Here is a 15353-nt window from a genome sequence, read left to right as displayed (position 1 = left end):
CGGGCGGGTGGCGCACGGCCGGTTGACGGCCGCGGCGCTCGCCGTGGGGACCGTCGTCGTGACCGCGCTCAGTGGGTGGCTGTGCGTCGAGGTGTACGAGCAGCGTGCCGAGACGCAGCGGCAGCAGGACATCCTGGCCGCCGCCCGCCAGTCGGCGCTGAACTTCACCTCCCTCGACTACCGGCACTACGAGCGCGACAGCGCGAACGTGCTCAAGGGCGCGACCGGCGACTTCAAGGAGCAGTTCGCCGCGCAGACCGCCGAGCTGACGAAGCTCGTCGCCGCCAACAAGTCGGTGTCGCAGGGCCAGGTGCTGGAGGCGGGCATCGCGCGGGCGGACGAGCGGTCGGCCCGGGTGCTCGTCGTCGCCGACAGCAAGGTGACCAACACCGCCGCACCCGAGGGACAGGCGCGCACCTACCGGCTGCAGCTCGACCTGGTGCTCGAGAGCGGTCGCTGGCTCACCTCCAACGTCGAGTTCGTCGGCTGACAGCCCCGACGCCCACCCCCGTACCACCAGCAGTGAGGAGCAGGACCATGGCGAATCCGACGACCCGGGGGCGCGGCACCGCGTCGGGGCAGCGCACGATGGCCGCCGCCGCGCGGGCGGCGGCCAAGAGGACCGAGCGCGTCAGGTCCGGTGCGCCGGGCTCCTCGGGCGGTCCGCGCGGTTCGGGCCTCGCGGCGGCGTCCCGTGCCGTGCCTCTCAAGGAGGTCCCGGCCGAGGCCCCGGACGACGTCTCGCAGGCGCGCAGGCCCGATGAGCCGCACGTCGGGCGGGTGCTGGTGGCCGCGGATGTCACGCGGGGACGCCGGATCACGCGCGGGCGGGTGTGCGCCGCGCTGGCGGTGCTGCTGGTGGCGGCCCTGGTCGCGGCCTGCGTGCTGGGCCGGGAGTACGTCCGCGGCCGGGACACCGACGCCGCGCGGACCGAGGCGCTGGCGGCGGCCCGCAAGGCGGCGCCCGTGGTGCTGTCGTACGACCACCGTCGGCTGGACAAGGATTTCGCGACCGCACGCACCTGGCTGACCGGCTCGTTCCGCGACGAGTACGGCAGGACCACGAAGACGGTGGTCGCGCCGACGGCGACGAAGTACCGCGGCACGGTCAAGGCCTCCGTGGTGCGCCCGCCGGACGGCGGCGCCCCTGCCGCGTCGGTGGTGTCGGCGTCGCCGGACAAGGCGGTCGTCCTGCTGTTCGTCAACCAGGTCACCACCAGCACCCAGGTGACGGGCTCGCGGGTCGACCTCAACCGGGTGCGGATGACGATGACGCGTACGGACGCCGGCTGGAAGGTGAGCGCCGTCGACGCCCTCTAGAAGCCCCAGCCTCCTCCTCCCGCGCCTCCGGGCCGGGACGGCAGCAGCCCCGCAGGCCGCGCCGTCCCAGCTCGGAGGCGCTTTTTTGCGTCCGTGTCTTGACAGCTCAGCCCACCGCTCGACAGAATTCCATTAAGCAGAAAGAAACTTCCGCAATACGGAAGGAGCGCACAGCCCTCATGGGATACGCGGACCAGCGCTTCGATGTGAACCTCTCGATCCTCTTCACGGAACTCCCGCTCCTGGAGCGTCCCGCGGCAGCCGCCGCGGCGGGCTTCACGGCGGTCGAGCTGTGGTGGCCCTGGATCGAGACCCCCACCCCGCCGCAGGCGGAGCTCGGCGCCCTCAAGAAGGCGCTCGACGACGCCGGCACCCAACTGGTGGGCCTGAACTTCTACGCCGGGCAGCTGCCGGGCCCCGACCGCGGCGCGCTCTCCGTGCCGGGTGAGGAGTCCGACCGCTTCCGGGCCAACATCGAGGTGGCCGCCGACTTCGCCGCCTCGGTGGGGTGCAAGGCGCTCAACGCGCTCTACGGCAACCGCGTCGACGGCGTCGACCCGCAGATCCAGGACGCTCTCGCCCTGGAGAACCTGGTCCTCGCGGCCCGCGCGGCCGACCGCATCGGCGCGATCCTGCTGGTCGAGACCCTGAACAAGCCGGAGTCGCCGCTCTACCCGCTGGTGAGCGCGCCCGCCGCGATCGAGGTCGTCGACAAGGTCAACGCGGCGACGGGCCTCGGCAACGCCACGTTCCTCCTGGACATCTACCACCTGTCCATGAACGGCGAGGACGTCTCCCAGGTCATCGCGGCCTACGCGGACAAGACCGGTCACGTCCAGATCGCCGACAACCCGGGCCGCGGCGCTCCGGGCACCGGCTCGCTCCCGCTGGAGCAGCTCCTCGACGAGCTGAAGAAGGCCGGATACGAGGGCTGGGTCGGCCTGGAGTACAAGGCCGGCGACCGCCCGAGCGCCGAGTCGTTCGACTGGCTGCCCGCGGCGGCCCGAGCGGCCAACTGACTCACCCCGCAAGCTTTTTGAAAGAGGTACCCTCATGAGCACTCTCGCTGAATCCTCCCGCCCGGCGGTCGCCTGGATCGGGCTCGGCATCATGGGCTCGCCCATGTCCGAGAACCTGCTGAAGGCCGGTTACCAGGTCACCGGCTTCACGCTGGAGCAGGACAAGCTGGACCGCCTCGCCGCGGCCGGCGGCACTGCGGCCGCCTCGATCGCCGAGGCGGTCCGGGACGCGGACGTCGTGATCACCATGGTTCCGGCGTCGCCCCAGGTGGAGGCCATCTGCTACGGCCCCGACGGCATCCTGGAGAACGCGAAGCAGGGCGCGCTGCTGATCGACATGTCCTCGATCACCCCGCAGACCTCCATCGATCTCGCGAAGGCCGCCGCCGACAAGGGCATTCGCGTGCTCGACGCCCCGGTCTCCGGCGGCGAGGCGGGTGCCGTCGAGGCGGTGCTGTCCATCATGGTCGGCGGCGAGCAGGCGGACTTCGAGACCGCCAAGCCGATCCTGGAGGCCCTCGGCAAGACCATCGTGCTGTGCGGCCCGCACGGCTCGGGCCAGACGGTGAAGGCCGCCAACCAGCTGATCGTCGCGGTCAACATCCAGGCGTGCGCCGAGGCGGTGGTCTTCCTGGAGAAGTCCGGCGTGGACCTGAAGGCCGCGCTCGACGTCCTGGGCGGCGGTCTGGCCGGTTCCACCGTGCTGACCCGCAAGAAGGACAACTTCCTGAACCGGGACTTCAAGCCCGGCTTCCGGATCGACCTCCACCACAAGGACATGGGCATCGTCACCGACGCCGCCCGCAACGTGGGCGCCGCCCTGCCGGTCGGCGCGGTCGTGGCCCAGCTGGTCGCCTCCCTGCGCGCCCAGGGCGACGGCGGCCTGGACCACTCGGCCCTGCTGCGCGCCGTCGAGCGCCTCTCGGGCGCGCAGGTCTGACGACCTGCCACAGCTGCCCCAAAACGCAGGCCACGAGCGGTCCACCCCGGGATAAGCCCCCACCGGGCAGAAACCACCGAGGCCCCTGCCCAGGCAGGCCACGGCCCCATGAGCCCCGGCCCACCCCGGGATAAGCCCCCACCGGGCAGAAACCACCGAGGCCCCTGCCCAGGCAGGCCACGGCCCCATGAGCCCCGGCCCACCCCGGGATAAGCCCCCACCGGGCAGAAACCACCGAGGCCCCTGCCCAGGCAGGCCACGGCCCCATGAGCCCCGGTCGGTGTCGGCGCTGACACCTGTCCTGTCGCGCCCAGGCGCCGGCACCGGCCGGAACACCCTCCTTCAATTTCAACAAACTGTTGACGTGGGGTCGGGGGCGTCCTTACGCTCCTCGCACCGCCAGCAGCTCCCGTACGTATCGGAAGGTCACGATGTCGAAGCGCGTGCTTACGACCGAGTCCGGCGCCCCGGTCGCCGACAACCAGAACTCCGCCACCGCCGGCGTCGGTGGCCCGCTGCTCCTGCAGGACCAGCACCTGCTGGAGAAGCTCGCCCGCTTCAACCGTGAGCGCATCCCGGAGCGCGTGGTCCACGCCCGCGGCAGTGGCGCGTACGGCTACTTCGAGGTGACCGACGACGTCACCGGCTGGACGAAGGCCGACTTCCTCTCCGAGGTGGGCAAGCGCACCGAGACCTTCCTGCGCTTCTCGACCGTGGCCGACTCGCTCGGCGGCGCGGACGCGGTCCGCGACCCGCGCGGCTTCGCGGTGAAGTTCTACACCGAGGAGGGCAACTACGACCTCGTCGGCAACAACACCCCGGTGTTCTTCATCAAGGACCCGATCAAGTTCCCCGACTTCATCCACTCGCAGAAGCGCGATCCCTTCACGGGCCGTCAGGAGCCGGACAACGTCTGGGACTTCTGGGCGCACGCCCCCGAGGCGACGCACCAGGTGACCTGGCTGATGGGCGACCGCGGCATCCCCGCCTCGTACCGCCACATGAACGGCTACGGCTCGCACACCTACCAGTGGACCAACGAGGCGGGCGAGGCCTTCTTCGTGAAGTACCACTTCAAGACCAACCAGGGCATCCGCTGCCTGTCGTCCGAGCAGGCGGCCGAGCTGGTCGGCAAGGACGCCAACTCGCACCAGACGGACCTGCTGCAGGCCATCGAGCGCGGTGTGAACCCGTCCTGGACCCTCTACGTCCAGGTGATGCCGGCCGCCGAGGCGGCGGACTACCGCTTCAACCCGTTCGACCTCACCAAGGTGTGGCCGCACAGCGACTACCCGCTGCAGCGCGTGGGCCGCCTGGTCCTCGACCGCAACCCGGACAACGTCTTCGCCGAGGTCGAGCAGGCCGCGTTCTCCCCGAACAACTTCGTGCCCGGCATCGGCCCGTCCCCGGACAAGATGCTCCAGGGCCGCCTCTTCGCCTACGCGGACGCCCACCGCTACCGCCTCGGCGTCAACCACACGCAGCTGCCGGTGAACGCGCCCAAGGCGGCGGTCGCGGACAACTACGGCCGCGACGGCCTCATGGCCACCCGCAACGGCTCGCGCCACGACAAGAACTACGAACCCAACTCGTACGCGGGCCCGGCCCAGACCGACGCGGCGCTCTCCGCTCCGCTGGCCGTCACCGGCTGGACCGGCACACACGCGGCGCCCGCGCACGTCAAGGACGACGACTTCTTCCAGGCGGGTGAGCTCTACCGCCTGATGTCAAAGGAGGAGAAGCAGCGCCTGGTCGCGAACATCGCCGGCGGCCTGTCGCAGGTCACCCGCGACGACGTGATCGAGAAGAACCTGGCCCACTTCCACGCCGCCGACGCCGACTACGGCAAGCGCGTGGAGGAGGCGGTCCGCGCCCTGCGCGAGGACTAGTCACAGACGGCGCACCGGAGCCGGCGTCCTGCCGGCGACGGTGCGCGGTCCGGATCGGTGGCCCGGATGAGGGGTGGTCACCGGTGCGGACAGCTTGAGGACCGCGGCGGCCGTGCGATGCCAGTGCGGTGGTGAAGGCGCCGGTCCCCCTCTCCGACCTGACGTGAGGAGGACCGGCGGCCGATCGCCCCGCCGCGGTCCCGGGCGATTCCCAGGTCCCGCCCGGCGGCGCGAACGTCCTGTCGCGCCAGCCTCGCACCGTCGGGCGGCAACAACTTCACAGACAGAGCGCGGAGTCGGTTACGGTCCCGTACTTCGCGCTCGGTGATCAGGGCCCGGTCTGCGCACAGAGACCGGGCCCTGACCCGTCTACGCCTCGCCGTCCCTGTCCCCGCCGGCGGCTCCCTCGCGGCGACGCCCGTGCCAGTGCTCCCAAGCGTCCTCCGCCACGGAGAAGACGCACAGGCACGCCGCTGCCACCACCGCCGTCACGGTGGCCTCCCTGGTCCCCAGGTCCTCGACGTACGCGACCCACAGCCACAGCACCGCCACCACCGGCGGCAAGGCGACCAGCAACCCCCGCCGGTCCGGCCGGAATCCCGCCACGGCGTCCTCCCCCGTCGATCCGCGTCGCCGCGGTGACCGCGGGCGGCGTGTGCCGCCCAGGGCAGAGACAGAGCGGGAGCCGTGGCGGTTCCCCCGCACTCCCGGACTGCCCCGCCCGCGTTCCCGCACCTCCACCGCCACGCCCCCGACGGCCTCGGCGAGAGCCGCGAGAGAGGTGCGAGAGGGAGACCCCTCAAGGGCCCTGCGACCGCGCCGGGCGCCCGAGGACGACGAAGGCCCGGTCCGCGGCTGCGGACCGGGCCTCCTCGCCCCGCAGGGCGGCGGATCAGACCTTCAGGGGCTTGATCGCGGTCGGGGCGTGGCCGGGCTCGGTGGCGAGCTCCTCGAACTCCGTCACGTCGCTCATGTCGACCGTCTTGCTCATCGAGATGTTGGTGACACGCTCCAGGATGGCCTCGACGACCACCGGGACGCTGTACTCGGCGGCGAGCTTCTTGGCCTCCTCGAAGGCGGCGCCCAGCTCGTTCGGGTCGGTGACGCGAATCGCCTTGCACCCGAGGCCCTCGACGACCTTGATGTGGTCGACACCGTAGACGCCGATCTCCGGGGTGTTGATGTTCTCGAATTCCAGGTTGACCTGGAAGTTGATGTCGAGGCCGATCTGCGCCTGCCGGATCAGGCCCAGGTAGGCGTTGTTCACCAGGACGTGGACGTAGGGGATCTTGTGCTGCGCGCCGACCGCCAGCTCCTCCAGCATGAACTGGAAGTCGTAGTCGCCGGAGAGCGCGACGATCGGAGTCTCCGGGTCGGCGGTGGCGGCGCCCAGCGCGGCCGGGATCGTCCAGCCGAGCGGGCCGGCCTGGCCGCAGTTGATCCAGTGGCGCGGCTTGTAGACGTGCAGCATCTGCGCGCCGGCGATCTGGGAGAGGCCGATGGTGGTGACGTAGCGGGTCTCCGGACCGAACGCCTTGTTCATCTCCTCGTAGACGCGCTGCGGCTTCATCGGGATGTTGTCGAAGTGCGTGCGGCGCAGCAGGGTGGCCTTGCGCTCCTGGGTGGAGGCGGCCCACTCGCCGAAGTCGGGCAGCTTGCCCTCGGCCTCGAGGTCCTTCGCCACCTCGATGAAGAGCTCCAGGGCGGCCTTGGCGTCGGAGGCGAAGCCGTAGTCCGGGGCGAAGATCTTGCCGATCTGGGTGGGCTCGATGTCGACGTGGACGAACTTCCGCCCCTTGGTGTAGGCGTCCAGGTTGTAACCGGTGTGACGGTTGGCCCAGCGGTTGCCGATGCCGAGGACGAAGTCCGACTCGAGGAACGTCGCGTTGCCGTAACGGTGCGAGGTCTGCACACCGACCATGCCGGCGCTCAGCTCGTGGTCGTCCGGGATGGTGCCCCAGCCCATCAGGGTGGAGATCACCGGGACGCCGGTCAGCTCGGCGAACTCGACCAGCAGGCCGGAGGCGTCGGCGTTGATGACGCCTCCGCCGGCGACGATCAGCGGACGTTCGGACTCCAGAAGGAACCGGATGGCCTTCTCGGCCTGGGCGCGGGTGGCCTGCGGCTTGTAGACCGGCAGCGGCTCGTAGGTCTCGGGGTCGAAGTCGATCTCCGTCTGCTGGACGTCGATCGGCAGGTCGACGAGGACCGGGCCGGGGCGGCCGGAGCGCATCAGGTGGAAGGCCTCCTGGAACACGCCCGGGACCTGGGCGGCCTCCAGGACGGTGGTGGCCTTCTTGGTGACGGGCTTCGCGATCGCGGCGATGTCGACGGCCTGGAAGTCCTCTTTGTGGAGCTTCGAGACCGGGGCCTGGCCGGTGATGCACAGGATCGGGATCGAGTCCGCGATCGCGGAGTACAGGCCGGTGATCATGTCGGTGCCGGCGGGGCCGGAGGTACCGATGCAGACACCGATGTTGCCCGCCGTGGCACGGGTGTAGCCCTCGGCCATGTGCGAGGCGCCCTCGACGTGACGCGCGAGCGTGTGGTCGATGCCACCGCCCTCCTTGAGCGCCCGGTAGAAGGGGTTGATCGCGGCGCCCGGCACTCCGAACGCGTGGGTGACGCCTTCACGCTTGAGGATCTCAACTGCCGCTCGGGCGGCGGTCATACGAGGCATGGGGTGCTCCTGCTCCGGCCTTGGGGATCGGCTCTGTCGCGCCACCTGAGAGCGTCGTCCCGCGTCGGTGTCCAGTATCAGATTCCGCAATACGGAAGCCTAGTTCTGCTATACGGAAGTAATGTAAAACGAGCCCGGTCCGGCGTCAAGGGAGGCGGGAGGCCAGGGGCGGCGCCGGAGCGCAGGGGGAGCAGTCCGGGAAGTGGCTCGCCAACTCCCGGCCGTTGGTGGACGATGGACGGCAGCGAGGAGGGGGAGGTGTCGTGACGATCGAAAGCGTGCCGGTGCGCTGTCCGGCCTGCCGCCGTGACCATCTGTACGCACCGCCCGTGTACCCGTGCGCCTGCGGCGCGCCGCTCGCTCCCCCGCTGCTGCGCGGCGCACCCCCCGAGCCGATCACCCATCGCACCTGGACCGACGACTGGGTGACCGTGCGCTGCCCCTTCTGCGAGCGGCAGGACCAGTGGCCGCAGCCGGAGCTCGGCTGCGCCTGCGGAACCGTGCTGCGCATCCTGGTGCGCCCCGTGAGTGCACCCACCCCTGACGGCGCGACCGCAAGGCCGGACGCGCCCGGCCCCGCGCACATGCCGCTGCCTCCCACCGCGACGGCGGCCCGTCCCGTGTTCCGTCCGGTGACCATCCGCACCGCACGCGACGCGGTGACGGCCGCCGCGATGTATCTGAGGTGGCTCGGCTTCAAGGACGTCGTCCAGCCGGAGGTCAGACCCGTGTCCGGCATCGACCTGCGCGGGGAGGGCGTGGTGGCCCAGGTCGATCCGTCGACCCGGCCGGCCGGTCTCCGCGACATCGAGTGCCTGTGGCTGAACGGACTCAGCGCGTCCGCGCAGAGCGTCTTCTTCTCCCTCGCGGGCTACGCGGACGACGCGCGGGCTCGCGCGGACAGGCTGGGCATCCCGCTGTTCGTCATGGACCTCACGGGCTCCCCCCAGCCGGTCAACGCACCCGCGGACGAGTTGCTCACGATCGGCACGTAGCCTCCGCAACCGGTGTGAATCTCAAATAAAGCTCAGAATCGGCCGTTTCGGGCTTCAGGCCCCCGTACGGACGGGCACATATCTCCTACAGCCGCGGACACGGCTCGGGGGAGGTGGGCGTGATGCCCCTCGACATGTGGTGGTTCACCGGAGCGGCGTGCGTGGTGCTCGCGGCGGCGGCCGTGCTCCTGAGGGCCGGTACGCCCGGGCCGGACGCGACCATTGCGCCCGGCCCGCAGTCCGTCGCCCTCCTGCGCGGCGGTCGCCGGGCGGCCGTGACCGTGGCGCTCGTCGCCCTCCAGCAGCGCGGTGTCGTCACCAGCGGGCGCAGGGGCACGGTACGGATCGACGGCTGGGCGGCCGCGGTCCGCGATCCTCTGCAGCTCGCCGTCCACACCTCACTGCGCCGCCCGGCGGGCATCCAGGTGCTGCTCACCGTGCCGCGGGTGCAGCGCGCCCTGGACGGCCTGCGCGACCAGTGCGCGGCCCAGGGCCTGCTGCGGCCCCGCAGGCGCTGGCACGCGGCCCGTGCGCTGCTGGTCGCGGTGCCGGTGACGGTCCTGGCCGGCCTCATGGTCACGACCGGCTCCCCGGCGGCGACGGCCGCCGCGGCGGCGCCGGTGGCGGGAGCCGTCGCGCTCTGGTTCGTACCGCGTCAGACGCCGGCGGCGCGCCACCTGCTGGCCTCACTGCGCGAGGCCCACCCGCTGCCGGGCCGGCCGCTGCGCGGCAGCGCGAGTGTGCCGCGCGTCCAGATGTCGGTGGCGCTGCACGGCGACCGGGCGCTCCTCCTGCACCTCCCCCACTTCGCGCGGGACGGCGGCCTTCTGGCGCGCGGCAGCCGCGAGACGGGCTTCATGGCGGACGGGACGTCGCCGGGCCGGGGCGGGGCGCCGTCGTGCGGGGGCGGCCCGGGGTGACGGGCACGGTGCCCTCTCCACCCCCGCCTTCTGCGAACCGGGAGCTCCGCCCCCGAGGGGGCGCCCCGGGGCCCCGGTCAGCTGAAACGGTCGCGGAGCTCGACCTTGCGGACCTTGCCGCTCACCGTCATCGGGAAGTCCGGCAGGATCTCCACCCGGCGCGGAATCTTGTAGTGCGCCAGGCGCTCCCGGCAGAAGTCCGTGATCTCCTCCAGCGTCGGCGGGTCCTCCGCGTCGCGCGGGATCACGCAGGCGAGGATCTCCTCCCCGTACCGCTCGTCCGCCACCCCCACCACCTGCACGTCCGCGATCTTGGGGTGCGTGTAGAGGAACTCCTCGATCTCGCGCGGGTACACGTTCTCCCCGCCCCTGATGATCATGTCCTTGATGCGGCCCACGATCTGGACGTAGCCGTCCTCGCGCATCACGGCCAGGTCACCGGTGTGCATCCAGCGGCCCGCGTCGATGGCCTCCGCCGTCTTCCCCGGCTCCTTCCAGTAGCCCAGCATGACGCTGTAGCCGCGCGTGCACAGCTCGCCCGCCGCTCCGTGCGGCAGCGTCACGCCGGTGACCGGGTCGACCACCTTGACCTCGACGTGGGGCATGACGCGGCCGACCGTGCCCGTACGGCGTTCCAGGTCGTCGTCGCGACGCGTCTGCGTGGAGACGGGAGACGTCTCCGTCATGCCGTAACAGATCGACACCTCCGCCATGTTCATCTCCGCGACAACCCGCTTCATCACCTCCACCGGGCAGGGGGAGCCCGCCATGATGCCGGTGCGCAGCGAACCGAGATCGTAGGCGGCGAAGTCGGGGAGGTTGAGCTCCGCGATGAACATGGTCGGCACCCCGTACAGCGACGTGCACCGCTCGTCGGCGACGGCCCGCAGGGTCGCGGCCGGGTCGAAGGAAGGCGCGGGGATCACCATGCACGCGCCGTGCGAGGTGGCCGCGAGGTTGCCCATGACCATGCCGAAGCAGTGGTAGAAGGGCACGGGGATGCAGACGCGGTCCTGCTCGGAGTAGGCGATCATCTCGCCCACGAAGTACCCGTTGTTGAGGATGTTGTGGTGGGAGAGCGTCGCTCCCTTGGGGAATCCGGTCGTCCCCGACGTGTACTGGATGTTGACGGGGTCGTCGCAGGACAGCTCCGCCTCACGCGCGGCGAGCCGGTCCTCCGTGACGGACGCGCCCGCCGCCACCAGCGCGTCCCAGGAGGCGTCGCCGATGTAGTGCACGGACCGCAGCCGCGGACACGAGGCGCGGACGGCGTCGACCATCGCCCGGTAGTCGCTCGTCTTGTGCGTCTGCGAGGCGACGAGGACCGAGATCCCGGCCTGGTTCAGGACGTACTCGAGCTCGTGGGCGCGGTAGGCCGGGTTGATGTTCACCATGATGGCGCCGATGCGGGCGGTGGCGTACTGGATCAGCACCCACTCCGCGCAGTTGACGGCCCAGATGCCGACCCGGTCTCCCTTGGCGACGCCGGAGCCGAGCAGTCCGCGCGACAGCAGGCGCACGGCCGCGCCGAACTCGGCGTACCTCCAGCGGCGGCCCGACGCCACGTCGACGAGCGCCTCCCGCTCGGGCCAGGCCTCGACCGCGCGGTCGAGGTTCGCGCCGATCGTGTCGCCGAGCAGCGCGGTGCCGCTCGTGCCGTGCGCGTAGGACAGGTTCATCGCAGGTCCCCTTCCACGTACTCGGCGGACGAGCCCTCCGCGGTGAGACGGCGCAGCTCGACGCGGCGGATCTTCCCCGACACCGTCTTGGGCAGCTCGGCGAACTCCAGGCGGCGGATCCGCTTGTACGGGGCGAGGACCGAGCGCGAGTGCTCGAAGAGCACCTTGGCGGTGTCGGGCCCCGCCTCCCAGCCCTCGGCGAGGACGACGTACGCCTTCGGCACGGCGAGGCGCACCGGGTCGGGGGCGGGCACGACCGCGGCCTCGGCCACCGCCTCGTGCTCCAGCAGCGCGCTCTCCAGCTCGAAGGGGCTGATCTTGTAGTCGCTCGCCTTGAACACGTCGTCGGACCGGCCCACGTACGTCAGGTACCCGTCGTCGTCCCGGGCGGCGATGTCCCCGGTGCGGTAGTAGCCCCCTGCCATGGCCTCGGCCGTACGCTCCGGGTCGCCGTGGTACCCGGTCATCAGGCCGACCGGGGAGGTGGACAGGTCGAGCGCGATCTCGCCCTCCTTCGCGCCCGGTTCGCCGGTGACGGGGTCGAGGAGCTCGACCGTGTAGCCGGGGCTCGGGCGGCCCATGGAGCCCGCCTTGAGCAGCTGGCCGGGGCTGTTGGAGACCTGCACGGCGGTCTCCGTCTGGCCGAACCCGTCGCGGATGGTCACGCCCCACTCGCGCCGCACGGTCTCGATGACCTCGGGGTTGAGCGGCTCACCGGCGGCGACGACCTCGCGCGGGCGCCGGGCGAGACCGCCGAGGTCGGCCTGGATCAGCATGCGCCACACGGTCGGCGGCGCGCAGAAGCTGGTGACGCCTGCGCGGTCCATCTCGGCCATGAGCCGGGCCGCGTCGAAGCGGGTGTAGTTGTGGATGAAGACGGTCGCCTCCGCGTTCCACGGGGCGAAGAGGTTGGACCAGGCGTGCTTGGCCCAGCCGGGCGAGGAGATGTTCAGGTGCACGTCGCCGGGCCGGAGGCCGATCCAGTACATCGTCGCCAAGTGGCCGACGGGGTACGACACATGGGTGTGCTCGACGAGCTTGGGCCGGGCGGTGGTGCCGGAGGTGAAGTACAGCATGAGCGGGTCGTCGGCGCGGGTGGGCCCGTCGGGCACGAAGGGCGCGCACGCCCCGTACGCGTCCTCGTAGGCGATCCAGTGGGGAACGCGGTCGCCGACCGCGATACGGGTGTAGTCGCCCGGCGCCTCCGCGAACTTGGCGGTGTCCTCCGAGCGCACGATCACATGGCGCGCCCGGCCGCGCTCCACCCGGTCCCGCAGATCGGCCGGCCCGAGCAGCGGGGTCGCGGGGATGACGACGGCCCGCAGCTTCATCGCGGCGAGCGCGGTCTCCCACAGCTCGACCTGGTTGCCGAGCATGACGACGACCCGGTCGCCGGGCCGCACCCCCAGCCCGCGCAGCCAGTTGGCGACCCGGTCGGAACGCTCCGCCATCTCGGCGAAGGTCCGCGTGGCCTCGCCGCCGTCCTCCTCGACGATGTGCAGCGCGGTGCGGTCGTTGTCCCGGGCGATGGCGTCGAACCAGTCGAGGGCCCAGTTGAAGTGCTCGAAGCGGGGCCACGCGAAGCCCTCGTAGGCGCCCGCGTAGTCCTCCCGGTGCTCCAGCAGGAAATCCCGCGCAGTCCGGAACCTCTCGGTCGCGCCGCCAGACGTCAAGCTTCCTCCTCGTTGCGGGACGGGCCTCGCACATCGTGTAATCGGTGACCTGGGTCTCACTACCCCCATACGGGGGTGTCGTCCCGGAGCTGGGCACCGGCGGGAGGAGCTGCGCGTGGGCGGACCGGACGAAGCGGTCGAGATGCGGGCAGCACTCGTACGCCTGCGGCGGGCGACCGGGCTGCCCGTCGCCTTCGGCGGACTGGTGCACGACGCGCGCCCGCTGCGCATCGCCGAACTGACCGGAACGGCGACGAACGCGCTGCGCGGACTCGCCATCCGCACCGGCAACGGGCTCGGCGGGAAGTCGATGGCCCTGTCCCGGCCGTGCACCGTGACCGACTACCCGACCGCCCGGCACATCAGCCACGAGTACGACGCGGCGGTCGCGGCGGAGGGACTGCGGTCGGTCGTCGCGGTGCCGGTCGTCGTACGCCGACGGGTGCGCGGCGTGCTGTACGGCGCCCTGCGCCGGCCCGTGGCGCTCGGCGACCGGGTCCTCGACGAGGCCGTGGCCGCGGCGCGCGACGTCGAACAGGCGCTCCTCCTGCGGGACGAGGCGGGGCAACTGCTGGCCGGGATACGCGGACCGGGGACGGGCGCCGGCCCGGGGGTGGAAGGGGACCGGCGGTCCTGGGAGACGGTCCGCGAGGTGCACGGCGAGCTGCGGGCGCTCGCCCCGAGAATCGCGGACCCGGCGCTGCGCGCGGAGCTGCTGGCGGTGTGCGGCCGGCTGGCCTCCGCCGACGCCGCCGCGCCTGCGGCAGGGGTGCCACTCGCCCCGCGCGAGATCGACGTGCTCAGCTGCGTGGCGTCGGGTGCGACGAACGCGGCGGCGGCGGAGCGGCTGGGTCTGAAGCCGGAGACGGTGAAGGCGTACCTGCGCTCGGCGATGCGGAAGCTGGGCGCCCACAGCCGGGGCGAGGCGGTCGCTGCGGCACGCCGGGGCGGCGTACTGCCGTAATCGAATGGGGTAGAGGCGGGCGCACCCCGCGACGGTCAGCCCGTCTCCCCCACGGCCCCGAAACGGACGTCGTGCGAACGCGCGGAGGTCATGGTCGTGAGCAGACCCGTGGCCTCCTCGGTCAGTTCGGCGCGCTGTTCCCGCGTCAGCGGGGCGAACGGCTGGACCGTCAGCGTCGCGGTGTCCCTCGTCACCTGCAGCCGCCAGATGCCCGCCAGGAAGCCGTCGACCAGGAAGGTGCGGTAGGCCTGGTTCCCCTTCCAGGTGCGCGTCCGGTGCTCCGCGGGCACGACCCGGCTCCGGTCCGCGTGCGAGAGCAGCAGGTTGTCGAACTCCGGCAGGAAGCGCGGCGGCGCCGGGGTGTCGCGGTCCGGCCGGGGTGCTTCCGGCACGTCGAACAGTTCGGTGCCCTGGTCGTCCTGGAAGACGAGGAGATCCGGCCGCAGCCGCTCGAACGCCTCGCGCGTCCGGGTCAGCCCCGACCACGTCTGGAAGTCCTTGACGGAGGCGGGCCCGAAGGCCGCGAGGTAGCGCAGGACGGTGTCGTCCGGTGCCGGCACCGGCTCCGCCTCCCTGCCGAACCAGTGCTCCGCCGTGGTCAGTGCCACCTGCCCGCTGCTCCCCCACAGGCCGCGCGGGGTGACCTGCACGAGGGGCAGGGTGCAGCGGGCTGCGACCGAGAGGGCGAACGGGTCGGCGTCCGGCCAGTGCACGAGCAGTGCCTCCCGCAGCTCCTTCATCGTCCGCGGCTCCTCCTCCACGAGGTCGCGCACGAGTGCCGCCAGCCGCCCCAGGTCCACGCCCGTGAGCCCCTTCCTGAACTGGCCCAGTTCGCGGTCGCGCGCGGCCTGCACCAGGGGCCGCAGCGCCATGCAGTCGTCGGCAGTGTGCGTGTGGATGGTGGAGCGCATGGTCACCATGCGGGCGACCCGGCGCTCGGCCATCGCCGCGGACAGCTCACCCGGGTCGAAGCCGTCGAGGCGGGCGGCGAGCGCGTAGTACGGCGGCTTCACGTTCTGCGCCTGGAGCCCGACGAGATGCCGCACGGCGCCCTCGGCGGTCGTCGCCGACCGGGGTGCGCGGCGCAGCAGCATCTGCCGCTCCAGGGTGGCGCGGTTGAGCGCGCGGGTGCCGAGCCTGGGATACGTCGTCTTCACCGTCTTGGTCGCCATGGCGCGTACGCTACCCAGCCTTGCGGACAGGTTCTGTCCTCGACGGATGCCGGGGCCGGCCACGTGTGTGGATATCCTGCACCGGGCCAGGCGCACGTCCCG

General features: G+C 71.8%; 13 protein-coding genes. 8 read left to right on the top strand and 5 right to left on the bottom strand.

Going from position 1 to position 15353, the window contains the following annotated elements:
- Positions 1-7: 7 nt before the first annotated feature.
- From HW130_RS09695 to HW130_RS09675, 5 genes are all read left to right on the top strand, one after another.
- Positions 8-490, top strand: a complete 483-nt coding sequence (locus HW130_RS09695) for a hypothetical protein (protein ID WP_177149223.1) — start codon at positions 8-10, stop codon at positions 488-490.
- Positions 491-537: 47 nt separating this feature from the next.
- The gene (locus tag HW130_RS09690) at positions 538-1320 is read left to right on the top strand and encodes a hypothetical protein (protein WP_177149049.1); all 783 of its coding nucleotides are present in this window, start codon (positions 538-540) and stop codon (positions 1318-1320) included.
- A 179-nt stretch (positions 1321-1499) separates the two neighbouring features.
- Positions 1500-2339, top strand: a complete 840-nt coding sequence (locus HW130_RS09685) for a TIM barrel protein (protein ID WP_177149048.1) — start codon at positions 1500-1502, stop codon at positions 2337-2339.
- A gap of 34 nt (positions 2340-2373) precedes the next feature.
- Positions 2374-3279, top strand: a complete 906-nt coding sequence (locus tag HW130_RS09680; protein WP_177149047.1) for a 2-hydroxy-3-oxopropionate reductase — start codon at positions 2374-2376, stop codon at positions 3277-3279.
- A 431-nt stretch (positions 3280-3710) separates the two neighbouring features.
- On the top strand, positions 3711-5168 hold the full coding sequence (locus HW130_RS09675) for a catalase (RefSeq protein ID WP_177149046.1): 1458 nt from the start codon (positions 3711-3713) through the stop codon (positions 5166-5168).
- Between the two features lie 369 nt (positions 5169-5537).
- On the opposite strand, the gene HW130_RS09670 is transcribed toward HW130_RS09675, so the two are convergent.
- Entirely contained in the window at positions 5538-5774 is a 237-nt protein-coding gene (locus HW130_RS09670) for a hypothetical protein (protein WP_177149045.1), read from the bottom strand.
- A gap of 286 nt (positions 5775-6060) precedes the next feature.
- Entirely contained in the window at positions 6061-7848 is a 1788-nt protein-coding gene (gene gcl / locus HW130_RS09665; RefSeq protein WP_177149044.1) for a glyoxylate carboligase, read from the bottom strand.
- A 269-nt stretch (positions 7849-8117) separates the two neighbouring features.
- Between gcl and HW130_RS09660 the strand changes: the two genes are divergently transcribed.
- Together HW130_RS09660 and HW130_RS09655 are read left to right on the top strand one after the other, a co-directional pair.
- A complete protein-coding gene (locus HW130_RS09660; RefSeq protein ID WP_177149222.1) occupies positions 8118-8843 on the top strand; it encodes a hypothetical protein in 726 nt (241 codons plus the stop codon).
- 122 nt (positions 8844-8965) lie between these two features.
- Positions 8966-9763 (top strand): TIGR04222 domain-containing membrane protein, encoded by a 798-nt coding sequence (locus tag HW130_RS09655; protein WP_177149043.1) that lies wholly within the window; start codon positions 8966-8968, stop codon positions 9761-9763.
- Between the two features lie 77 nt (positions 9764-9840).
- Here the strand turns inward: HW130_RS09655 and HW130_RS09650 are convergent, their stop codons facing one another.
- On the bottom strand, positions 9841-11442 hold the full coding sequence (locus tag HW130_RS09650; RefSeq protein ID WP_177149042.1) for an AMP-binding protein: 1602 nt from the start codon (positions 11440-11442) through the stop codon (positions 9841-9843).
- Positions 11439-13115 (bottom strand): AMP-binding protein, encoded by a 1677-nt coding sequence (locus HW130_RS09645; RefSeq protein WP_177149041.1) that lies wholly within the window; start codon positions 13113-13115, stop codon positions 11439-11441. The genes HW130_RS09650 and HW130_RS09645 overlap by 4 nt, the downstream gene beginning before the upstream one ends.
- A 142-nt stretch (positions 13116-13257) precedes the next feature.
- On the opposite strand from HW130_RS09645, the gene HW130_RS09640 reads away from it, so the two are divergent.
- A complete protein-coding gene (locus HW130_RS09640; protein ID WP_177149221.1) occupies positions 13258-14079 on the top strand; it encodes a helix-turn-helix transcriptional regulator in 822 nt (273 codons plus the stop codon).
- A gap of 35 nt (positions 14080-14114) precedes the next feature.
- Here the strand turns inward: HW130_RS09640 and HW130_RS09635 are convergent, their stop codons facing one another.
- Positions 14115-15251, bottom strand: a complete 1137-nt coding sequence (locus HW130_RS09635; RefSeq protein WP_177149040.1) for a winged helix DNA-binding domain-containing protein — start codon at positions 15249-15251, stop codon at positions 14115-14117.
- Between the last annotated feature and the right edge of the window lie 102 nt (positions 15252-15353).

This window comes from Streptomyces sp. PKU-EA00015 (assembly GCF_013387495.1).
Classification (GTDB): domain Bacteria; phylum Actinomycetota; class Actinomycetes; order Streptomycetales; family Streptomycetaceae; genus Streptomyces.
This window is presented reverse-complemented; position numbering and strand designations above follow the sequence as displayed.